The sequence below is a fragment of the Rathayibacter sp. AY1F2 genome, from assembly GCF_002930885.1.
Classification (GTDB): domain Bacteria; phylum Actinomycetota; class Actinomycetes; order Actinomycetales; family Microbacteriaceae; genus Rathayibacter.
The window spans coordinates 123,565-144,908 of sequence record NZ_PSVG01000001.1; the positions used below are offsets into that span (position 1 = coordinate 123,565).

Here is a 21,344-nt window from a genome sequence, read left to right on the forward strand (position 1 = left end):
AGCCCGTCCGGATGACCCCTGGTCAGACTCCGGCGATCCGCTCGTCCGCCGTGCGGCGCGCCCACTCCTCCGCCGCGGCCAGCGACTCGCGGGTCAGCGTGCCGTCGACGCTGTGCGCGTCGACCACCGCCTCCACCGTCTCGAGGATGTCGAGGTAGCCGATCCGCCCCGCGTGGAACGCCTGCACGGCCTGCTCGTTCGCCGCGTTGAACACGGCCGGGTAGGAGGCGCCCGCCTCCCCGACGCGCTTCGCGAGCCGGACCGAGGGGAACGCCTCCTCGTCCAGCGGCTCGAACGTCCAGGAGTGGGAGCGGGTCCAGTCGAGCGGGACGCCGACCCCGGCGACGCGGTGCGGCCAGTCGAGGCCGAGCGAGATCGGGAGCCGCATGTCCGGCGGCGAGGCCTGGGCGATCGTCGAGCCGTCGACGTACTCGACCATCGAGTGGATCACCGACTGCGGGTGCACGGTGACGTCGATCCGGTCGTAGGGGACGTCGAAGAGCAGGTGCGCCTCGATCACCTCGAGCCCCTTGTTGACCAGGGTGGAGGAGTTGGTCGTGACGACCAGGCCCATGTCCCAGGTCGGGTGCGCGAGCGCCTGCGCCGGGGTGACGTCGCGGAGGGAGGCGCGGTCGCGTCCCCGGAACGGCCCGCCGGACGCGGTCAGCACGAGGCGGCGGACCTCGCGGTGCTCGCCCGCGAGGAGGGCCTGGGCGATCGCGGAGTGCTCGGAGTCGACCGGCACGATCTGGCCGGGACCGGCGAGCGAGGTGACGAGCTCGCCGCCGACGATCAGCGACTCCTTGTTGGCGAGGGCGAGCGTCCTGCCCTCCTCGAGCGCCGCGAGCGTCGGGCCGAGCCCCACCGAGCCGGTGATCCCGTTCAGCACGACGTCCGCGTCGACCGAGCGGATCAGCTGCTCGGCCTCCTCCGCGCCGAACGCCGTGTGCTCGACGCCGAACGCGGACGCCTGCTCGGCGACCGCCGCCCGGTTCGAGCCGGCGGCGAGGCCGACGACCTCGAACCGCTCGCGGTTCGCGCCGATGACGTCGAGAGCCTGCGTGCCGATGGACCCGGTCGAGCCGAGGATGATGACCCTGCGCATCCGCCCATCCTGGCACGGAGCGCCCAGCGCCTCCCGGTCAGCTGATGGCGAGGATGTCGACCACGAAGACGAGGGTGTCGGTCCCGCTGATCCCCGCGTTCTGGTTGCCCTGGTCGCCGTAGCCCTTCGACGGCGGGATGGTGACCAGCACCTGCGAGCCGACGGTCTGGCCGACCACGGCCTCCTTGAAGCCCTCGATCACGTCGCCGGTGCCGAAGGCGGCGGGAGCGGGCTTCCCCCAGCTCTGGTCGAACACCTCGCCGGTGCCCCAGACCACGCCCTGGTACTGCACGATCAGCTGGTCGCCGTCGGCCACGGTCGCGCCGCTCCCCTTCTTGAGGACGGCGAGCTGCAGGTCGGCGGGCGGGTCGGTCGAGGGGATGGTGACGGTGGGCGCCCCGTCCTCGGCGAGCGCCACCGTCGGCAGGCCGTCGACCGGGGGCTGCGGCTCGCCGTCGGCGGCGGTCGGCACGATCTGCTCGACGTCGATCACCATGACGATCGAGTCGGTCGCGGCGATGCCGAACTGGCTCTGCCCGGCGTCGCCGAACGCGTCGGCCGGGGGAACGACGGCGACGACGCGCGAGCCGACGGTCGCGCAGTTGACGGCCTTCACGAGACCGGCGAGGTACTGGTCGGTGTCGACCTCGAAGGCCGCGCGGCCACCGGACGCGTAGCTGCTCGCCGAGAACTCGGCACCGCTCGTCCCGTTGTAGAGCGTGTAGTCGACCAGCACGGTGTCACCCTCGGCGACCTCCTCGCCGGTGCCCTCGATCGCGACGGAGCGCTCGGTGGCGTCCACGCTGACCGGGCTGGGGAACACGGTGACCGGCTTGGTGGCGAAGTCGCCGCTGGTCTGCACTGCGGCGGTCGCCTCGCCCTCGGTCGCGCAGCCGAGCGGGGTGGCGGAGGCGGACGGCGCTGCATCCGGCTCCCCGGGGGTGCAGGCCGCCAGGCTCAGGGAGGCGCCGAGGACGGCGAGGATCGCGAGGGTTCTGCGCACAGGGGCACCTTTCGTGACCGGCGGCGGCCGGTGGACGTTCGGGGATCGCCTCCATCCTGCACGGCGCGCCTCGCAACGCGCTGGGTGCGGGTCCTCGAACGGTCCCAGGCCTACCATCGGGGCATGCGTGAATTCTCGGTCCCCCAGTCCCGAGAGCTCGTCACCGAGCTCCCCGGCCCGCGCTCCGTCGCCCTCCAGGAGCGCCGCGTCGCCAGCGTCTCCCGCGGCGCCGGGACGCTCGCGAACATCTACATGGACCACGCGTCGGGCGCGGTCCTGGTCGACGTCGACGGCAACCGCCTGATCGACCTCGGCTGCGGCATCGGAGTGACCACCATCGGCCACGCGCACCCCGCGGTCGCCGCGGCGGCCGCCGCGCAGGCCGAGAAGCTGACGCACACCCTCTTCACCGTCACTCCGTACGAGAACTACGTCCGGGTCGCCGAGAAGCTCGCCGAGATCACCCCCGGGGACTTCGAGAAGCACTCGATCCTGGTCAACTCCGGCGCGGAGGCGGTCGAGAACGCCGTCAAGATCGCGCGGAAGTTCACCGGCCGCCGCGCCATCGCGACGCTCGACCACGCCTTCCACGGCCGCACCAACCTCACGATGGCGATGACCTACCGCCCCTGGCCGGAGCGCGCGGGCATGGGCCCCTTCCCGGGCGAGATCTACAGCCTCCCGATCAGCTACCCGTTCCGCGACCCCGAGGGCATGACGGGCGAGGAGGCGGCCGAGCGCACCATCGACTACATCACCACCCACATCGGCGCGCAGGAGCTGGCCGCGCTCTTCGTCGAGCCGATCCAGGGCGACGGCGGCATCATCATCCCGGCGCCGGGCTACTTCCGCCGCCTGTCCGAGTTCTGCACCGAGAACGGCATCGTCTTCGTCGCGGACGAGATCCAGGCCGGCATCGCCCGCACCGGCACCTGGTACTCCATCGAGCACCACGGCGTGGTCCCGGACCTCATCACGACGGCCAAGGGCATCGCCGGCGGCTTCCCGCTCGCCGCCGTCACCGGCCGCGCCGAGATCATGGACGCCGTGCAGCCCGGCGGCATCGGCGGCACGTTCGGCGGCAACCCCGTCTCCACCGCCGCGGCGCTCGCGACGTTCGAGGCGATCGAGTCCGAGGGCCTGCTGGAGGAGGCGCAGCGGGTCGAGCGCCTGCTGCAGGCGCGGATCGGCGACTGGGCCGAGCGCTTCGCGGTCGTGGGCGAGGTCCGCGGCAAGGGCGCGATGTGGGGCGTCGAGCTCGTCCACCCGGGCACGAAGAAGCAGTACCCGGAGGCGCTCACCGCGATCCTGAAGCATGCCACCACGAACGGCGTGATCGTCCTCGACGCGGGCAGCTGGGACAGCGTGCTGCGGATCATGCCGAGCGTGGTCATCAGCGAGGAGCTCATCGACGACGCCGCGACGGTCATCGAGGAGGCGCTCGCCCAGTTCGGCTGATCCGCCGCATGACCGGAGCGGCATGGACGCCCCGGTAGCTTCGTCGGAATGCGGATCGACGACGACCACGAGAGGCCGACTCCCCCGGGGATCGGCCTCTCCGCGCGTCTGGCGCGCCTGTCCATCGGCGGCGTCGGCCGGCTGGTCTACCGGCCGATCGTGGAGGGGCGCGACAACGTCCCGGCCGAGGGACGCGTGATCCTGGCGGCCAACCACCTCTCGTTCATCGACTCCCCGGTGCTGACGCTGCTCGCCCCGCGGCCGGTGCAGTTCCTGGCCAAGTCGGACTACTTCACGGGGACCGGCGTGCGGGGCGCCCTCTCGCGCGCGTTCTTCACGAGCGTCGGAGCCGTCGCGGTCGAGCGCGGCGCCGGCCAGGCCGCTCAGGAGGCGCTGGACCTCGGCCGGGCGATCCTCGAGCGGGACGAGGCGTTCGCCGTCTACCCCGAGGGCACCCGCTCCCGCGACGGGCGCCTCTACAAGGGCCGCACCGGAGTGGCATGGCTCGCCCTCACCACGGGCGCGCCGGTGGTCCCCGTCGGCATGATCGGCACGCAGGAGCTCCAGCCGGTGGGCACGAGGGTGCCGCGCCTGCACCGGATCACGGTCCGCTTCGGGGCTCCGCTGGACCTCTCGCGGCACGGCTCCGCCGACTCCGGCCGCGCCCGACGCCACGCCACCGACGAGGTGATGGCGGCCGTCCACGCGCTCTCCGGGCAGGAGCTCGCCGGTGCGTACAACGAGTCGCCGCCGACGACCACGGTCGAGCGCATCCGCCGGGCGCTCCCGCACGAGCGCCGCTGAGCCTCAGCGCGCGGACGCCTCCGGCTCGTGGGCGACGGGGAAGTTCACCGAGTTCGCGATGAAGCAGAGCCGGGAGGCCTCGGCGTGCAGCGTCTGGGCGATCGCCACCATCGACTCCTCGGCGACAGTGACGCGGGGCCGGAGGGTCACCGAGGTGAAGCGGCCGCTCTCCCCCTCCTGCAGCATCGAGCCCACCGCGTCGTCCGTGTAGCCGGTGACGACGACTCCGTTCTTGACCGCCACGTGCAGGTAGGAGAGGAGGTGGCACTGCGCGAGCGCCGCGAGGAGCAGCTGCTCCGGGTTCCAGCGGTCGGCGTCGCCCCGGAAGGGCGTGTCGGCCGAGGCGAGGATGGGCGCCGGGCCCTCCGCCGTGACGGTCAGCTGGCGCCCGTACTCGCGGTAGCCGCTCGTGCCGGTGCCCCGGTCGCCCTCCCAGACGACGGACACCGCGTACTCGTGCTCGGACTTCATCGGGCTCCTCCTCGACGGCGGTGGATCAGGCCGGTCGCGCCGGTCTGGACCTCTGGACGCGGAACCCCCGCGGGTAGACTCCGAGGACCATGACAGACACGCTCGCCCCCCAGGTTCCCACGTCCGCAGTCCCCCAGGAGCGGCGCGTCGCGACCGAGATCCCCGGGCCGCGATCCCGGGCCCTGCACGAGCGCCGCCTCGCCGTCGTGCCCACCGGCGTCGGCACCGCGCTCCCCGTCTACATCGACCGCGCGCACGGCGCGATCCTGGTCGACGTCGACGGCAACAGCTTCATCGACCTCGGCGCCGGCATCGGCGTCACGACGATCGGGCACACCGACGACTCCGTCGTCGCGGCCGCCGCGGAGCAGCTCGCGCGCCTCACGCACACCCTCTTCACCGTCACTCCGTACGAGCCCTACATCCGCGTCGCGGAGCTGCTGGCCCAGCACACCCCCGGCGACTTCGCCAAGAAGACCGTCCTGGTCAACTCCGGTGCCGAGGCGGTCGAGAACGCCGTCAAGATCGCGCGCAAGCACACCGGCCGCCCCGGCGTCGCGGTGCTCGACCACGCGTACCACGGACGCACGAACCTCACGATGGCCATGAACTTCAAGGCGCTTCCCTACGGCCTGGGCTTCGGACCCTTCGCCAGCGACGTCCACCGTGCGCCGAGCTCGTACCCGTACCACGACGGCTTGTCGGGAGCCGAGGCCGCCCAGCGCGCGATCTCGTACCTCGAGAAGACCGTCGGCGCGTCCGCCCTGGCCTGCCTCGTCGCCGAGCCCATCCAGGGCGAGGGCGGCTTCATGGTCCCCGCCGACGGCTTCCTCCCGGCACTGCAGGAGTGGTGCACGGCCAACGGCATCGTCTTCGTCGCCGACGAGATCCAGTCGGGCATGGCCCGCACCGGCGCCTGGTTCGCCAGCGAGCACCTCGGCCTCGTCCCCGACCTCGTCCTCTCGGCCAAGGGCATCGCCGGCGGCCTGCCGCTCGCGGGCGTGACTGGCCGCGCCGAGATCATGGACTCGGCGCAGGCCGGCGGACTGGGCGGCACCTTCGGCGGGAACCCCGTCGCCGCCGCCGCCGCCGTCGCGGTCTTCGAGCGCATCGAGCGCGAGGGCCTCCTCGCCGAGGCCGACCGGATCGGCGCACGCCTGGGCGCGGCGCTGCGAGGCCTGCAGGAGCGCTACGACATCATCGGCGACGTCCGCGGCATCGGCGCGATGATGGCGATGGAGCTCGTGCAGCCCGGCACCGCCGGCACCACGAAGGAGCCGAACGCCGTCGCGGTCCAGGCGATCATCGACTACGCCGCCCAGCACGGGGTCCTCGTGCTGAGCGCCGGCACCTACGGCAACGTGGTCCGCTTCCTGCCGAGCCTCGCCCTCACCGACGAGCTGCTCGACGACGCCGTGTCGGTCATCGCCGACGCGTTCGCCACCCTCTAGGCGCGATCCTCCGAAGGCCACCGCGGGCGCCGAGGCGCTCCCCGGTGGCCTTCGGCGTCTCCGGGAGCGCGGGACCGGTCCACGCATCGGGCAGGATGGGGGGATGCCAGCAGGAACCTTCACCGTCGCCGAGTCCGTCGAGCTGGCCGTCGTCGAGCGATCCGGGTTCGTCGAGTCGCGCCACGCCGGCTCCGCCGTCCTCCTCGACTCCGAGGGCCGCGTCGCCCGCAGCCTCGGCACCCCGACGGCTCCCGTCTTCCCCCGCTCCTGCCTCAAGCCGTTCCAGGCCCTCGCGGTGATGACCGCCGGAGTCGAGCTGAACGGCGCGGAGGCGGTCATCGCCACCGCGAGCCACGCCGGCATCCCCCAGCACGTGGCGCTGGTGCAGAACCTGCTCTTCCGCGCCGGCCTGGACCACACCGCCCTGCAGTGCCCGGCCGACTGGCCCGGCGACTCCGGGACCCGCGCTCAGCTGCTGCGGGCGGGCGCGACTCCGGACCCGCTCTACATGAACTGCTCGGGCAAGCACGCGGCGATGCTGCTGGCCTGCGTGCAGAACGGCTGGAGCACCGAGGACTACCTCGAGCGGACGCACCCGCTGCAGCAGCACATCGTCGACACGATCGAGCGCCTCACCGGCGAGCGCGTCGTGGCCTCGGGGATCGACGGCTGCGGAGCTCCCGTGCACGCCCTTCCTCTGACCGCGCTGGCGAAGGGCGTCTCGCGGATCGTGTCCTCCTCCCCCGCCTCACCGTTCGGCCTCTACCGCCAGGCCGGCGTCCTCACGGCCGCGATCCTCGAGAACGCGTGGGCGATCGACGGCCCGGGCCGGGACAACACCGTCGTGATCGAGCGCTTGGGCCTGGTCGCCAAGCTCGGCGCCGAGGGCGTGCTCGTGATGGCCTCGCCCGACGGCACCACCGTCGCCCTGAAGATCCTCGACGGGAGCCTGCGCGCCGCGACAGTGGTCGCGCTGAAGCTCCTGGTCGAGGCGGACGCGGTGGACCGGACTGCGGCGAACGACGTGCTGGTGCGGCTGAACCCGGTCGTGTCGGGCGGCGGGCGCCCGGTCGGCGCGATCCGCGCCTCCTACGTCTGACCGCACGTCCCGGCACGCCCTGAGCTACTGCTCGCGCGCGAGGCGCTTCGCCCGGGCAGCCGCGGAGAACTGCGTGATCACCACCACGAGGATCGCCAGGACGAACACCGCCGATGCGATGACGTTCGCCTCCGCCGGGATGCCGCGCGCCGCCGCGATGTAGATGTACTTCGGGAACGTGGTGACCGATCCGGAGTTGAAGTTCGTGATGATGAAGTCGTCGAAGCTCAGCGCGAACGAGAGCAGCGCCGCGGCGAGGATGCCGGGCAGCAGCAGCGGGAAGGTGATCCGCCAGAAGACCTGGTTCGGCGACGCGTAGAGGTCGCGTCCCGCCTCCTCCAGCTTCGGGTCCAGGCTCGCCACCCGCGCCTTCACGGTGACCACGACGAAGCTGATGCAGAACATCGTGTGCGCCAGCACGATCGTGACCAGCCCCTTCTCGGCGCCCACGCTGAGGAACTGCGCGGCGAGGCCGGCTCCGAGCACCACCTCCGGAGTCGCCATGGGGAGGAACAGCAGCAGGCTGATCGCCGACCGGAACCGGAAGCGGAACCGCACGAGCGCGATGGCGATCATGGTGCCGAGCGCAGTGGCCAGCACGGTGGCGATCACACCGACCAGCAGGCTGTTCCCGAAGGCGGTCATCACCTCTTCACTGGTCCAGGCCGACACCCACTTGTCGAGGGTGAACCCGCGCCAGGCGAGGTTGCTCTTCCCCGAGTCGTTGAAGGAGAAGACGAAGGTGTACCCGATAGGGATGAGCAGGAAGAGCAGCGCCAGCGCCGTGTAGACGCCGAGCCCGAGGCCCCGGAAGCGGCGGCGGCCCCGGATCGGGGCGGGGGGCGGCGCGCCGAGCGCCTCCTGGGCGCTCGCGAGCGGACGGTCGGCCGTCGCGGTCACAGGAGGTCCTCCGTTCCACTGCGCTTCACGTAGAAGCCGACGATGACCAGGATCACGGCCATCAGCACGATCGAGAGCGCGGCGGCCGCCGGGTAGTTCTCGAGCGTGAGGAAGTTCGCCTCGATCGCGTTGCCCACCATCGAGGTCTGCGACGAGCCGAGGAAGTCCCGGCTCGCGTTGATGTAGTCGCCCGCCGCGGGGATGAACGTCAGCAGCGTGCCGGAGACGATGCCCGGCATCGACAGGGGGACGGTCACGCTCCAGAACACGGAGGCGGGGTGCGCGTAGAGATCCGACCCTGCCTCCAGGAAGCGTACGTCGAGGCGCTCGAGCGTCGTGTACAGCGGCAGCGTCATGAACGGGATGAAGTTGTAGGTGATGCCGAAGATCACGGCGATCGGCGTCCCCGTGAGGTGGCCGTCGCTCGGCAGGACCGCCACGGCCTTGAGCGCCTGCACGAGCGGGCTCTCGTCCGCGAGGATCTGCTTCCACGCCAGCGTCCGGAGCAGGAAGCTGATGAAGAAGGGCGCGATCACCAGCGTGAGGAGCAGGTTCTGCAGCAGCGGCCAGGGCCGCGCCTTCACTCCGATGAAGTAGGCCAGCGGGTAGCTGATCACCAGCGCGAGCACCGTCGCGATCAGCGCGTAGCCGAAGGAGCGGAGCACGTGCGGCCAGTAGTCGCCCATCACCACGAGGTAGTTCTGCCAGGCGAACCCGGGGGCGTACTCGCCGATGTCCCCGTCCGGCACCTCGGCCTGGAAGGACGTGAGCACGAGCGAGATCAGCGGCGCCAGGAAGAACAGCAGCATGTAGGCGATGCCCGGCAGCAGCAGGACGAGCGCGACCGTCGACCGCCGGCGGACCGGAGCGTCCTGAGGATCCGCCTGCCCCGTGGCGAAGGCGGCGAAGGCCATGCCTACGCTCCCCCGCTGCGACCGGCCAGGAGCCCCCGGCGCTGCACGGCGATGGCGCTGGTGGAGTCGTCCGCCTCGAAGCGCGGGACCGAGCCCGGTTCGTCCGCGAGTCCGAAGCCGTGCTCGGTGCTGAAGCCGACCCACACCTCCGCTCCCTCGCCGACGACCGGCCCGAAGACCATGTTCTGCGCGAAGACGACCACCGGGCCCAGGCCCGGCATCCGGATCGTGTACTGGGTGCTGACCCCGCTGAAGGAGACGTCGACCACTCGGCCGGGCCCGAGCACGTTCCGGCCGGAGTCCGCCGGCGGCTCCTGCGTCAGCAGCAGGAGCTTCTCGGGGCGGACGCCGACCGTGATCTCCCCGCTCGTGCGGGCGCAGCGGGCGACGGGCACGACGATCCGGTGCCCGCCCGCGTCGACGGTGAGTGCGCGGTCGGTGCTGCCGACCACCTCGCCCGTGAAGAGGTTGGACTGGCCGAGGAAGTTCGCGACGAACGCGGTGCGCGGGAGCTCGTAGAGCTCCTCCGGCGCGCCCATCTGCTCGATCCTGCCCTTGTTCATCACCGCGACGGTGTCGGCCATCGTCATGGCCTCCTCCTGGTCGTGCGTGACGTGGAGGAAGGTGAGGCCCACCTCCTCCTGGATCGACTTGAGCTCCAGCTGCATCTGCCGGCGGAGCTTGAGGTCGAGGGCGCCGAGCGGCTCGTCGAGCAGGAGCAGGGCGGGCCGGTTGACGAGGGCGCGCGCGAGGGCGACCCGCTGCTGCTGACCACCGGAGAGCTGCGCGGGGCGGCGCTGGGCGAGGTGGTCGAGCTCGACCAGGCGGAGCGCCTCGTGCGCCTTGCCGACGGGGTCGGCGATCCTCCGCCGCTTCAGGCCGAAGGCGACGTTCTCGAGGATCGACATGTGCGGGAACAGCGCGTACGACTGGAACACGGTGTTGACGGGCCGCTGGTACGTCTTCGTCTCGGTGACGTCCCGCCCGCCGATGAGGATCCGGCCGGCGGAGGGCTCCTCGAGCCCGGCGACCAGGCGCAGCGTCGTCGTCTTGCCGCAGCCCGAGGGGCCCAGCAGGGCGAAGAAGGAGCCCGCCGGGATGGTGAGGTCCAGGGAGTCGATGGCCGTGAAGCCCGGGTACTGCTTGCTGATCCCGACCAGCTGGAGGTCGGCGCCGCTCTCGGCGAAGGTCCCGATCGCCATCAGATGCCCAGGAGCACCTTCTGGAACTCGGCCTGGTACTCCTTCTCCTCCGCGGCGGTCAGGGTCCGGAACACGTGCGCCTGCGCGAGCGTGTCCTCGTCGGGGAAGATCAGCTGGTTCTCGGCCAGCTCCGGATCGATGCTCTCCATGACGTCCTTCGCTCCATCCACGGGGGTGATGTAGTTGACCCAGGCGGCCACCTCGGCGGCGACCTCGGGCTCGTAGTAGTAGTTCATCAGGGCTTCGGCGTTGGCCTTGCGCTCGGAGCCCATCGGGACCACGAAGGTGTCGTTCCAGAGTGCGCCGCCCGAGTCGGGGAAGGCGAACTCCCACTTGTCGCCGGCCTCGGCGTTGATCAGGGTGATGTCGCCGGACCAGCAGATCGCCGCGAGGGTGTCCTCGTTCTGCAGGTCGTTGAGGTACGCGTTCCCCTTGATGTTGCGGATCTGTCCGGCGTCGACCTGCTCGCGGAAGACGTCGATCGCGTTCATGTACTCGTCGTCGCCCCAGGAGCCGGCGATGTCCGTCCCCTGAGCGAGCATGATGAGCCCGATCGTGTCGCGCATCTCGCTCAGCACGCCGACGCGGCCGCGGAGCGACGGATCCCACAGATCCTCGATGCTCGAGAGGCCCTTCGGCAGCTTCTCCCTGTTCCAGCAGATGCCCGAGAACCCCGCCTGGTACGGGAGGGAGAGCCGGCGGCCCGGATCGAAGTCGGGGTTCGCCAGCGAGGGGGTGAGGTTGGCGATGTTCGGGATGTTCGCGTGGTCGAGCTCCTGCACGTAGCCGCGGCGGACCAGGCGCGAGACCATCCACTCCGTCAGGCAGACCGTGTCGGCGCCGATGTACTGCCCGAGCGCGAGCTGGTCCTTCACCTTGCCGTAGTACGAGTTGTTGTCGTCGACGGCGACGTTGTAGGTCACCGCGATGCCCGTCTGCTCCTCGAAGCCCTGGAGCGTGGGGTGGTTCCCGTCGTCGTCCTCGTCCATGTAGGCGGGCCAGTTGTCCCACACCAGGCGCGGGTCGCCGGCCGATCCGTCGGCGGCGGCGGTCGGAGCGGCACGGGTCTGCGGGGCGCAGGCGGCCAGGGCGAGGGCACCCGCTCCGAGGCCGATCCCGCCGAGGACCGCCCGACGCGAGAGGACCGCCCGGCGCTCGCGCTCGTGCGAGCGTGCCGCGGCGACGGCCCGGCGGAGGACGGGATCCCTCGGGAGGGGACGGGTCATGGCGGGGGCTCCTGACTGCGTCGGGGCTCGTGCCTCGGGGGCCGAACGTGGGGAAATACTGGCACAGCGCTCATCCGCCTGTCACGGCGAACGGAGGAGAACGCTCATCCGGAAACATGATCGTCACGAATTCCGCACCCGGAGTCCGTGTCGACCGCCGATTCGGTCCCCGGAGGCCGTGCCGTCAGCGGGTGAGGGGCGGGCGTCCCGAGCCGCCGGCGGACCCGTCGACGCGCTCGACCGCCATCTCGACGGAGGAGAGCAGGATCCGGCTGCCGAGCTTCGCGCGGTAGCGGCGGCCGGCCTCGAGCGGGAGCGGCGCCTGGGTCGGTGCGACCAGCACGGACCCGTTGGCCGACCAGCGGTCCCTGACCCAGAGCCCGCCCTCGTCGAAGCCGAACTCGAGGTGGGTCTTGGAGAGGGATCGCGACGGATCCGGGATCGCGAGGATGTGCCGGAACGTCTCGTTGGGGTCCGGGAGCGGCTGGCGTCCGATCAGGCCGTTGCCGGTCACGATCGCGTGCTGCCCGGTCGCGAAGCTGAGGCGCACGAGCCCCTGCGAGGGCGGCGCCATCGGTGCGCCGGGGGCGGGACGCCGGTGCCGGCCGGGGGCCAGGCCCGGCAGCCAGGCACGGCGGGACGGGTCGAGGACCGTCGTGTCGCCGGAGGACGAGGGGCGGGACGCACCCGTCGTGGCATGCGCCGCCACCGACGAACCGCACTCGCCGCAGAGGATCGCCCGGGGAGCGAGGTTGGAGCCACACGTGCTGCAGATCACCGAGAACGCCCTTCCGCTCACCATCGTACCCAGCGCCGGCGCGGGGAGCCCCGAGCCGGCCGAACCCGACGCGAACCGGCAGGCGCCGGACCGTCGTACGGCCGTTCGGCGCGTGCGGGCGGTCCGGCGGCACCACGACCGCGGCCGCCCCGTGCCGGGGCGCTGCTCGTCAGACCGGTGCGCCGGCCTCCTCGTCGCCGGTGACCGCGAGGACGTCGACGACGATCACGGTGACGTTGTCGCGCCCGCCGTTGTCCAGCGCGGCGTCGACCAGGGCGTCGGCCGCCTCCTGAGCGGAGCCGGTGCCGCTGAGCAGGTGGCCGACGCCGGCATCGGTCAGCTCCTTCGTGAGTCCGTCCGAGCAGATCAGCAGACGCGATCCGGCGAGGACGGGCACGAGCCGGTAGTCGGGGACGGGCGCCTCGTGGAAGCCGACCGCGCGGGTGATCACGTTGCTGTGCGGATGCACGTCGGCCTCGTCGCGGGAGATCAGGCCCGCGTCGACCAGCTCCTGGACGATGGAGTGGTCCACGGTGAGCTGCACGAGGGTCCCGGCGACGCTCAGGTACACGCGCGAGTCGCCGATGTTGAAGACGGACCAGTAGGGCTCTCCTCCGACCACCGTGAGCGCGATCCCGGTGACCGTGGTCCCGGTGCCGACGTCGGCCGTGTGCGACTGCCGGGCGATGTCCCCGACCGCCTCCCGAAGCGCCCGGTCGATCTCCTCCGCTCCGACGGTCGCGCCGAGCGCCGCGGTGGACAGGCGCGACACGACCGCGTCGCTGGCGACCTCTCCTGCCGCGTGCCCGCCCATCCCGTCGGCGACAGCGAAGAGCGGGCTCTTAGCGAGGTAGCTGTCCTCGTTCGCGCTGCGCACGTGGCCGGTCTCGGTGCGCGCGGCCCAGCCGAGGGTGACTTCGGCCGAGGGTGCGTCGGAGCTCCAGGCGGAGACGGGGACGGTGACGGACGCGCGGCTGCGGCCGATCTGCGTCATCGCTGCTCCTCGCATCCCCGTGGCCCGCAGCCGTCCGGTCCGACGGCCCGTGACCGCCGGCTCCAGGGGTGCCCGGCCGCCTCCCGATGGTAGTCGCTGACGGCCCTCCGCCGAGCCGGCCGCCATCGCTGTCGCCCGATGTCCGTCGCGCAGACGGGACCACGCTCAGACCACCGGATCCGATGCCGGAGCGCGCTCCGACGTGCGGATCCACTTGCCCGGGCACTCGAGGACTGCCAGAATCGCCGCATGGCCCCGTCTCGCCCGCCCTCTCAGCGTCCTGTCCAGCTCGACGAGGTGTCGAAGGCGATCATCGAGCAGCTGCAGGCCGACGGTCGGCGCTCGTACGCCGAGATCGGCAAGGCCGTGGGCCTGAGCGAGGCGGCCGTCCGGCAGCGGGTGCAGAAGCTCACCGAGTCGGGCGTCATGCAGATCGTCGCGGTGACGGATCCGATGCAGCTCGGCTTCTACCGCCAGGCGATGATCGGTGTGCGCGTCACCGGCGACACCCGCGACGTCGCGGACCGGCTCGCCTCCATCCCCGCCGTCGACTACGTCGTGCTGACGGCCGGCTCCTTCGACATCCTCGCCGAGGTCGTGTGCGAGAACGATGACGATCTGATCGCCCTGCTCAACCAGGAGATCCGGTCGCTTCCCGGCGTGCTCTCGACCGAGACCTTCGTCTATCTGAAGCTCCACAAGCAGTTCTACAACTGGGGAACGCGGTAAAAGATGACCACCGAGACAGCCTTCTCGACCTCCGGCCTCGAGTCGGGCGATCCCGTCCGCGGGACCGACGCGCCAGGGGGGATCGACGACGCCTCCCTGCAGAAGAAGGCGAAGGACCACCTCTGGATGCACTTCACCCGTCAGTCGACGATGGACTCGGGCGCGGGCGTGCCGATCATCACGCGCGGCGAGGGACACCACATCTGGGACAGCACCGGGCGCAAGTACTTCGACGGCCTGTCCGGCCTCTTCGTCGTCAATGCGGGACACGGGCGGCGCCGACTGGCGGAGGCCGCGGCGAAGCAGGCGTCCGAGCTCTCCTTCTTCCCGCTCTGGTCCTACGCGACCCCCTCGGCGATCGAGCTGGCCGACCGGCTCGCCGACCACGCGCCGGGCGACCTCAACCGGGTCTTCTTCTCGACCGGCGGCGGCGAGGCTGTGGAGACGGCCTTCAAGCTCGCCAAGCACTACTGGAAGCTGCAGGGCAAGCCGGGCAAGCACAAGGTCGTCTCGCGCTCGGTCGCGTATCACGGCACTCCCCAGGGAGCGCTCGCGATCACGGGCATCCCCGGGATGAAGTCGATGTTCGAGCCGCTGGTGCCGGGCGGCTTCCGCGTCCCCAACACCAACTTCTACCGGGCTCCCGAGCACGGCGACGACCTGGAGGCGTTCGGCCTGTGGGCGGCGAACCGCATCGAGGAGATGATCGAGTTCGAGGGGCCGGACACGGTGGCCGCCGTGTTCCTGGAGCCCGTGCAGAACTCGGGCGGCTGCTTCCCGCCCCCTCCCGGGTACTTCCAGAGGGTCCGCGAGATCTGCGACAAGCACGACGTGCTGCTGGTGTCCGATGAGGTGATCTGCGCGTTCGGCCGCATCGGGCACATGTTCGCCTGCGACGAGTACGGCTACGTGCCGGACATGATCACCTGCGCGAAGGGGATGACCAGCGGCTACTCCCCCATCGGCGCGACGATCGTCAGCGATCGGATCTACGAGCCCTTCCGCCACGGTCAGGTCGTCTTCCCGCACGGCTACACCTTCGGCGGCCACCCCGTCTCGGCCGCGGTCGCGCTCGAGAACCTCGACATCTTCGAGGAGGAGGGCCTGAACGAGCGCGTGCGCGAGAACTCGCCCGTCTTCCGGTCCACGCTCGAGAAGCTGCTCGACCTGCCGATCGTCGGCGACGTCCGGGGCGACGGCTACTTCTTCGGCATCGAGCTGGTGAAGGACAAGGCGACGAAGGAGACGTTCGACGAGGACGAGTCGGAGCGGCTGCTGCGCGGATTCCTCTCGAAGGGGCTCTTCGACGCGGGGCTGTACTGCCGGGCGGACGACCGCGGCGATCCCGTCGTCCAGCTCGCGCCGCCGCTCACCATCGGCCCGCGCGAGTTCGACGAGATCGAGCAGATCCTCCGGAGCGTGCTCACCGAGGCCTGGTCGCGGCTCTAGCGCCCTCACGCGGCGCGCTCCCGACGATCGGCGGCGAGTGCGGCCGCGACTCGGCGCGCACCTGCGTGGTGCGGATCGAGAGCGACGGCCTCGTCGGCGAGCCGTCCGGCCTCGTCGGCACGGCCCTCACCGGCCAGGATCCGGGCGAGGAGGACGAGCACTCCGGCTCGCTCACTCGGGGGTGCGACGACGGCGGCACGGCGGAGCAGCGGGGCGAGCGCTCCCGCCGCGCCGGGGTCACCGCTCCGCGCCGACCGCAACACGCGGTCCGCACCGCGGCTGCGCTGCACGGCCACGACGAGCGCAGCCAGGCCCGCCGGCCGGACCTCGGGATCGGGACCGGCGAGAGCTCGCCGGACGAGGTCGTCGACACCGCGCAACAGCACGTCGGGCAGTTCGGCCCGCGGGTGGCGGTCGAGGAGACGGTCGACCGCGGCGGCCACCGCTCGCGGGTCGTCCCGGTCGCCGGCCTCGAGCCCGTCGTCGCCGCCGGAGGACGGGAGCACGGCGACGCGGAGGGCGAGGCCGGGGAGCCGGCGCGCACGCTCCTCGAGGGCGGCGACGAGTCCCTCGCACGACTCCGGACCCGCCTCGCCGGGATGCACCAGCGCGAGTGCTCGCCGCACCCGCCCGAACCGGCCGAGCGCACCGAGGCAGGCCCGCGCGATCAGGGACGGATCCGCACCCGACAGCTCGAAGCGGAGCGAGCCGCTCGGCGCGCCGGCCCGGAACGGGACGAGCACGAGGCTCGCCTCCGCCGCACCCCGCCGGGATCCGTGAGCGGCATGGAACAGGGCGGCGTCGTCGGGTGAGGCCGGGACACGCGAGGCGGGAGCGGGGTGGAGGAAGATCGCTGAGGAGGTCATGCTGCGATCCTGCCGACCCTCGCACCCGCCGGGAGCGACGGCCCTCGGGATCATCGGAAGGATCTCGAGATCGCCGCCTGTGGAGGGAGAGGTCCCATCGACACCGAATCGCCGGCGCTCGGATGGCGCCCTCCGGCCAGGAATCCCTCCACAGGGACCGATCGGCCGAGTTCTGCACCGGTGTCCGATTCCCGCCGGTCGGTGGGGAGTCCCGCGGATACTCTCGACGCATGAGAACGACTCCCCTTCACGTCCGACGGACGACGAGCCCCCTCGGCCGCATCGAGGTGGGCAGCGACGGCGATGCGATCGTCTCGCTCGCCATCGAGCAGGCCGGTCTGCTCCCGCACGAGCACCTCCCGGAGTCGGACCTCCCGGTGCTCCTGCGGGCCGTCGAGCAGCTGGACGAGTACTTCGACGGGACCCGCCGCTCTTTCGATCTGCCGGTCGCTCTGCGCGGCACGCCCTTCCAGCTCGAGATCTGGCAGCGGCTCCAGGCTCTGGGCTTCGGGGAGATCACCTCCTACGGCGCACTGGGCACGGCCGCCGGTCGCCCCCGGGCGGGCCGGCCGATCGGCGGAGCGGTAGGTGCGAACCCGGTGCCGATCATCGTGGGCTGCCACCGCGTCCTCGCGAGCGACGGACGGATCACCGGCTTCAGCGCGGGCGAGGGCGTCGCCACGAAAGCCTGGCTTCTCGATCACGAGGGGATCCCCCACCGATGAGCACGGCCGACGGACTCGTCGAGGGAGAGGACGGCCTGGTCCGCTGCGCCTGGAGCGGCGCGGATCCGGAGTACCGCCGCTACCACGACGAGGAATGGGGCACCCCGCTGCACGGAGATCGCCTGCTGTTCGAGAAGATCTCCCTCGAGGCGTTCCAGTCCGGCCTCTCCTGGATCACGATCCTCCGCAAGCGGCCGAGGTTCCGCGAGGCCTTCGACGGCTTCGATCCGGCCCGCGTCGCCCGGTACGACGACACCGATGTCGAGCGGCTGATGGAGGACAGCGGCATCATCCGGAACCGCGCGAAGATCATCGCCACCCGGGACAACGCCCGGGCCGTGCTCGCGCTCCTGGAGCAGAGAGGCGAGGGCGCGCTCGACGAGCTCGTGTGGTCCTTCCACGATCCGGACGTCGAGGACCGGGTGGTCCGAGCCGCCGACGTCCCTGCGACGACGCCCGGGTCGACGGCGCTCGCGCGAGCGCTGAAGGCCGCCGGGCTCCGCTTCGTCGGACCGACCACCGCGTACGCGCTGATGCAGTCGGCCGGAGTCGTCGACGACCACCTCACCGGCTGCTGGCGCCGACGCTGACGCCTACGACTCCGGCACGACGAGGTCGAGCTCTCCCGTGTGCCGGTTCTCGGCGAGCAGGAACCCGCGCCCGGCCGCCCACGCCGAGAGCTCGCCGAGCGACTCCGTCGCCACCCGGTCCTCCGCCAGCGCCCTGACGAAGCGTCCCTTGCCCTGCTTGTTGAAGTGGTTCAGCGACCGGAGGACGCCGTCGGCCCCGCGCGAGCGGACGCGGACGAAGAACCGCCCCTCGCCCGCAGGGACCGGTCCGAGCGCCGCGTACGCCTCACTCCGCAGATCGAGGACGAGCCCGTCGAGCGCGCTCAGCACCCGCCCGGCCTCCGCCGCCCACCACCGCTTGAGCGGTCTGCCCGGCACACGGGAGTCGTGGGACAGACGGTATGCAGGGATCAGGTCGAGGGCGCGGATCGGCCCCCAGAGCGCGGACTGCACGATCGCCGTCCGACCGAGCACCTCCCGTGCACCGGAATCGAGGCTGCGCGCGTCGAGCGCATCGAACAGCACCCCGTCGAAGCGGTCGACCGCGGGGAGACCTGCCGCGGTCGCGAGCCCCGCGTTGCGATCGATCTCGCCGAACTGACGCGGACCGAGCTTCAGCGCCCGGGCAGAGAGCTCGGGGTCCCCGGCCAGCGCGATCAGCGCCTCCGCCAGCTCGCGCCGCTTCGCGTGGAGCTCGGGGAAGGCGAGCGACTCGAGCACGAACGGCTCGTCGCCGCCGTCGCGCTTCGTCTCGGACGGTGGCAGCAGGACGTGCACAGGACTCCTTCGGAGAAGAGGGACGGGCGGCACGACGAAGGGGCCGGACGATCGCGATGATCGTCCGGCCCCTCCGAGCCGCGGTGAGCGGCGGTGTACTAGACCAGCGATGCCTGACGGGCGACCACGGTCACCACGTCGTTCTCGACGGACAGGAAGCCGTCGTCGGCCTGCGCGGTGAGACGCGTGCCGTCCAGGGCCGTGACGCGCACCTCGCCGGTGGCGAGGATCGCGAGCATCGGCTCGTGGCCGGCGAGGATGCCGATCTCGCCCTCGACCGTGCGAGCCGTGAGCTGCTTCGCCTCTCCGGACCACACCTCGGCGTTCGCGGACACGACGCTGACCTTCAGGGTCCCGGCCATGATCAGCCGTTCTCCTTCTGGATCTGGGTCCACTTCTCCTCGACGTCCGAGATCGAGCCGACGTTGAAGAACGCCTGCTCGGCCACGTGGTCGAACTCGCCCTTGGTGATCGCGTCGAACGACTCGATCGTGTCCTTCAGCGGGACGGTCGATCCCTCGACACCGGTGAACTTCTTCGCCATGTAGGTGTTCTGCGAGAGGAACTGCTGGATCCGGCGCGCACGCGACACCGTGATCTTGTCCTCCTCCGACAGCTCGTCGACACCGAGGATCGCGATGATCTCCTGCAGCTCCTTGTTCTTCTGCAGGATCTGCTTCACGTTCGTCGCCACGCGGTAGTGGTCGGCGCCCAGGTAGCGGGGGTCGAGGATGCGCGAGGTGGACGTGAGCGGGTCGACGGCCGGGTAGAGGCCCTTCGACGCGATCTCACGGGAGAGCTCGGTGGTCGCGTCGAGGTGGGCGAAGGTGGTCGCCGGCGCCGGGTCCGTGTAGTCGTCGGCGGGGACGTAGATCGCCTGCAGCGAGGTGATCGAGTGTCCGCGCGTCGAGGTGATGCGCTCCTGGAGCACACCCATCTCGTCGGCGAGGTTCGGCTGGTAGCCCACCGCGGAGGGCATGCGGCCCAGGAGGGTCGACACCTCCGAGCCGGCCTGCGTGAAGCGGAAGATGTTGTCGATGAAGAGCAGCACGTCCTGCTTCTGCACATCGCGGAAGTACTCCGCCATGGTCAGTGCCGACAGGGCGACGCGCAGACGCGTTCCCGGCGGCTCGTCCATCTGGCCGAAGACAAGCGCGGTCTTGTCGAAGACGCCCGCCTCCTCCATCTCGGCGATGAGGTCGTTCCCCTCACGGGTGCGCTCGCCGACGCCGGCGAACACGGACACTCCACCGTGGTCCTGCGCGACGCGCTGGATCATCTCCTGGATGAGGACGGTCTTGCCGACGCCCGCGCCGCCGAACAGGCCGATCTTGCCGCCCTGCACGTACGGAGTGAGCAGGTCGATGACCTTGATGCCGGTCTCGAACAGCTCGGTCTTGGACTCGAGCTGATCGAACTGCGGGGGCTTGCGGTGGATGGGCCAGCGCTCGGTGATCTCGAACGACTCGCCGTTGATCTTCCCGTCGGCGTCGGCGTTGAGCACCTCGCCGATCACGTTGAAGACCTTGCCCTTGGTCACGTCGCCGACCGGGACCGAGATCGGCAGGCCGGTGTCGTGGACCTCCTGGCCGCGGACGAGTCCGTCGGTGGGGTTCAGGGAGATGGCCCGGACGAGGTCGTCGCCCAGGTGCTGCGCGACCTCGAAGGTCAGCTTGCTCGAGACGCCCTCGACCTCGACGTGCGTGTAGAGCGCGTTGTAGACCTCGGGGATCGCGTCGTGGGGGAACTCGATGTCAACGACGGGGCCGGTGACGCGGGCGATGCGGCCGATGGCCCCGCCCGACGTCCCGGTCGCCGCCTCAGGTGCGGTCAGTGTCATTGCTACTTCCTTCTGTGGTCTCACCGCTCCCGGAGGGCGGAGTCGAAACTGTGTGGAGCGGAGCCCTCTTACTTGGAGGAGGACAGGGCGTCGGCGCCGCCGACGATCTCGGCGATCTGCTGCGTGATCTCGGTCTGGCGGGCGTTGTTGGCGAGACGCGTGTAGGTCTTGATCAGCGTGTCCGCGTTGTCGCTCGCCGACTTCATGGCCTTCTGGCGTGCCGCGTGCTCCGAGGCCGCCGACTGCAGCATCGCGTTGAAGATGCGGCTCTCGACGTACACGGGCAGGAGGCGGTCGAGGACCGTCTCGGGGTCGGGCTCGAACTCGTAGAGCGGGTACAGCTCGCTGTTCTGCTCCTCGGCGCCCTCGACGACCTCGAGCGGCAGCAGCCGGACGACGGTCGGCTGCTGGGTGACCATGCTGACGAAGCGGTTGTAGACGAGGTGGATCTCGTCCACGCCGCCCTCCTCGTCATCGAGGTTGTACGACTCGACGACCGCGTCCGCGATCTCCTTCGCCGTCTCGAACACGGGCTGGTCGGTGCCGCCCGTCCAGACGCGGACGCTGGCCCGCTTCCGGAACGAGAAGTACGCGTTCGCCTTGCGGCCGACCAGGTAGAAGACGACCTCCTTGCCCTCGCTGCGCAGCAGCGCGGCCAGCTCCTCGGCCTCCTTGAGCACGCTCGAGGAGAACGCGCCGGCGAGGCCGCGGTCGGAGGTGAAGATCACGATCGCGGCCGTGTCCAGCTTCTCGCGCTCGGTAGTGAGCGGGTGCTCCACGTTCGAGTAGGTCGCGACAGCGGACACGGCGCGCGTGATCGCGTTCGAGTACGGCGCCGCGGCAGCGACGCGGTTCTGCGCCTTCTGGATGCGCGAGGCCGAGATCAGCTCCATGGCCCGAGTGATCTTCTTGGTCGTCTGGGCCGAGCGGATCTTCGACCGGTAGACCCGGAGTTGCGCTCCCATGTGTCTCCTGTTGTCCTAA

At 71.1% G+C, this 21,344-nt stretch carries 22 protein-coding genes; 8 read left to right on the forward strand and 14 right to left on the reverse strand.

What is annotated here, in order from left to right:
* Positions 1-22 precede the first annotated feature (22 nt).
* Together dxr and C5C54_RS00550 are read right to left on the reverse strand one after the other, a co-directional pair.
* On the reverse strand, positions 23-1,105 hold the full coding sequence (gene dxr / locus C5C54_RS00545; RefSeq protein WP_104223045.1) for a 1-deoxy-D-xylulose-5-phosphate reductoisomerase: 1,083 nt from the start codon (positions 1,103-1,105) through the stop codon (positions 23-25).
* A 37-nt stretch (positions 1,106-1,142) separates the two neighbouring features.
* Positions 1,143-2,108, reverse strand: a complete 966-nt coding sequence (locus C5C54_RS00550) for an FKBP-type peptidyl-prolyl cis-trans isomerase (protein WP_159939270.1) — start codon at positions 2,106-2,108, stop codon at positions 1,143-1,145.
* A gap of 123 nt (positions 2,109-2,231) precedes the next feature.
* Here C5C54_RS00550 and C5C54_RS00555 point away from each other — a divergent pair, with 123 nt between their 5' ends.
* Positions 2,232-3,566 carry an aminotransferase class III-fold pyridoxal phosphate-dependent enzyme gene (locus C5C54_RS00555; RefSeq protein ID WP_104223043.1) on the forward strand — a complete coding sequence of 445 codons (1,335 nt, stop codon included), beginning with the start codon at positions 2,232-2,234 and terminating at the stop codon, positions 3,564-3,566.
* A 48-nt stretch (positions 3,567-3,614) separates the two neighbouring features.
* Entirely contained in the window at positions 3,615-4,370 is a 756-nt protein-coding gene (locus C5C54_RS00560) for a 1-acyl-sn-glycerol-3-phosphate acyltransferase (protein WP_104223042.1), read from the forward strand.
* A gap of 3 nt (positions 4,371-4,373) precedes the next feature.
* On the opposite strand, the gene C5C54_RS00565 is transcribed toward C5C54_RS00560, so the two are convergent.
* Complete coding sequence (locus tag C5C54_RS00565) at positions 4,374-4,841, reverse strand: OsmC family protein (RefSeq protein WP_104223041.1); 468 nt, start codon at positions 4,839-4,841, stop codon at positions 4,374-4,376.
* Between the two features lie 89 nt (positions 4,842-4,930).
* Here C5C54_RS00565 and gabT point away from each other — a divergent pair, with 89 nt between their 5' ends.
* Both gabT and C5C54_RS00575 read left to right on the forward strand, forming a co-directional pair.
* Positions 4,931-6,292 (forward strand): 4-aminobutyrate--2-oxoglutarate transaminase, encoded by a 1,362-nt coding sequence (gene gabT, locus C5C54_RS00570; RefSeq protein ID WP_104223040.1) that lies wholly within the window; start codon positions 4,931-4,933, stop codon positions 6,290-6,292.
* A gap of 103 nt (positions 6,293-6,395) precedes the next feature.
* The gene (locus tag C5C54_RS00575; RefSeq protein ID WP_104223039.1) at positions 6,396-7,391 is read left to right on the forward strand and encodes an asparaginase; all 996 of its coding nucleotides are present in this window, start codon (positions 6,396-6,398) and stop codon (positions 7,389-7,391) included.
* 24 nt (positions 7,392-7,415) lie between these two features.
* Here C5C54_RS00575 and C5C54_RS00580 read toward each other — a convergent pair whose 3' ends face one another.
* The 6 genes from C5C54_RS00580 to C5C54_RS00605 all read right to left on the reverse strand — a co-directional run bounded on the left by C5C54_RS00580 (position 7,416) and on the right by C5C54_RS00605 (position 13,405).
* On the reverse strand, positions 7,416-8,222 hold the full coding sequence (locus C5C54_RS00580; protein ID WP_181127831.1) for an ABC transporter permease: 807 nt from the start codon (positions 8,220-8,222) through the stop codon (positions 7,416-7,418).
* A 65-nt stretch (positions 8,223-8,287) separates the two neighbouring features.
* Positions 8,288-9,205: an ABC transporter permease gene (locus tag C5C54_RS00585; protein WP_104260097.1), complete on the reverse strand. Its 918-nt coding sequence runs from the start codon at positions 9,203-9,205 to the stop codon at positions 8,288-8,290.
* A gap of 2 nt (positions 9,206-9,207) precedes the next feature.
* A complete protein-coding gene (locus C5C54_RS00590; protein ID WP_104223036.1) occupies positions 9,208-10,407 on the reverse strand; it encodes an ABC transporter ATP-binding protein in 1,200 nt (399 codons plus the stop codon).
* A complete protein-coding gene (locus C5C54_RS00595) occupies positions 10,407-11,633 on the reverse strand; it encodes a PotD/PotF family extracellular solute-binding protein (protein WP_104223035.1) in 1,227 nt (408 codons plus the stop codon). The genes C5C54_RS00590 and C5C54_RS00595 overlap by 1 nt, the downstream gene beginning before the upstream one ends.
* A 184-nt stretch (positions 11,634-11,817) precedes the next feature.
* Complete coding sequence (locus C5C54_RS00600) at positions 11,818-12,342, reverse strand: hypothetical protein (RefSeq protein WP_104223034.1); 525 nt, start codon at positions 12,340-12,342, stop codon at positions 11,818-11,820.
* A 238-nt stretch (positions 12,343-12,580) separates the two neighbouring features.
* A complete protein-coding gene (locus C5C54_RS00605; protein WP_104225583.1) occupies positions 12,581-13,405 on the reverse strand; it encodes a PP2C family serine/threonine-protein phosphatase in 825 nt (274 codons plus the stop codon).
* Between the two features lie 249 nt (positions 13,406-13,654).
* On the opposite strand from C5C54_RS00605, the gene C5C54_RS00610 reads away from it, so the two are divergent.
* Together C5C54_RS00610 and C5C54_RS00615 are read left to right on the forward strand one after the other, a co-directional pair.
* The gene (locus tag C5C54_RS00610; RefSeq protein ID WP_104223032.1) at positions 13,655-14,134 is read left to right on the forward strand and encodes an Lrp/AsnC family transcriptional regulator; all 480 of its coding nucleotides are present in this window, start codon (positions 13,655-13,657) and stop codon (positions 14,132-14,134) included.
* A 3-nt stretch (positions 14,135-14,137) separates the two neighbouring features.
* On the forward strand, positions 14,138-15,583 hold the full coding sequence (locus tag C5C54_RS00615) for an aspartate aminotransferase family protein (protein ID WP_104223031.1): 1,446 nt from the start codon (positions 14,138-14,140) through the stop codon (positions 15,581-15,583).
* A gap of 5 nt (positions 15,584-15,588) precedes the next feature.
* On the opposite strand, the gene C5C54_RS00620 is transcribed toward C5C54_RS00615, so the two are convergent.
* A complete protein-coding gene (locus tag C5C54_RS00620) occupies positions 15,589-16,449 on the reverse strand; it encodes a hypothetical protein (RefSeq protein ID WP_104246582.1) in 861 nt (286 codons plus the stop codon).
* 230 nt (positions 16,450-16,679) lie between these two features.
* Between C5C54_RS00620 and C5C54_RS00625 the strand changes: the two genes are divergently transcribed.
* Together C5C54_RS00625 and C5C54_RS00630 are read left to right on the forward strand one after the other, a co-directional pair.
* Positions 16,680-17,174 (forward strand): methylated-DNA--[protein]-cysteine S-methyltransferase, encoded by a 495-nt coding sequence (locus tag C5C54_RS00625; RefSeq protein ID WP_104223029.1) that lies wholly within the window; start codon positions 16,680-16,682, stop codon positions 17,172-17,174.
* Entirely contained in the window at positions 17,171-17,764 is a 594-nt protein-coding gene (locus C5C54_RS00630) for a DNA-3-methyladenine glycosylase I (protein ID WP_104232699.1), read from the forward strand. Before C5C54_RS00625 ends, C5C54_RS00630 begins: the two co-directional genes overlap by 4 nt.
* A gap of 3 nt (positions 17,765-17,767) precedes the next feature.
* Here the strand turns inward: C5C54_RS00630 and C5C54_RS00635 are convergent, their stop codons facing one another.
* From C5C54_RS00635 to C5C54_RS00650, 4 genes are all read right to left on the reverse strand, one after another.
* Positions 17,768-18,520 carry a YaaA family protein gene (locus tag C5C54_RS00635; protein ID WP_104223027.1) on the reverse strand — a complete coding sequence of 251 codons (753 nt, stop codon included), beginning with the start codon at positions 18,518-18,520 and terminating at the stop codon, positions 17,768-17,770.
* A gap of 98 nt (positions 18,521-18,618) precedes the next feature.
* Positions 18,619-18,882 (reverse strand): F0F1 ATP synthase subunit epsilon, encoded by a 264-nt coding sequence (locus C5C54_RS00640; protein WP_104223026.1) that lies wholly within the window; start codon positions 18,880-18,882, stop codon positions 18,619-18,621.
* 2 nt (positions 18,883-18,884) lie between these two features.
* Entirely contained in the window at positions 18,885-20,360 is a 1,476-nt protein-coding gene (atpD, locus tag C5C54_RS00645) for a F0F1 ATP synthase subunit beta (protein ID WP_104223025.1), read from the reverse strand.
* A 68-nt stretch (positions 20,361-20,428) separates the two neighbouring features.
* Positions 20,429-21,325: a F0F1 ATP synthase subunit gamma gene (locus C5C54_RS00650; RefSeq protein ID WP_104223024.1), complete on the reverse strand. Its 897-nt coding sequence runs from the start codon at positions 21,323-21,325 to the stop codon at positions 20,429-20,431.
* Between the last annotated feature and the right edge of the window lie 19 nt (positions 21,326-21,344).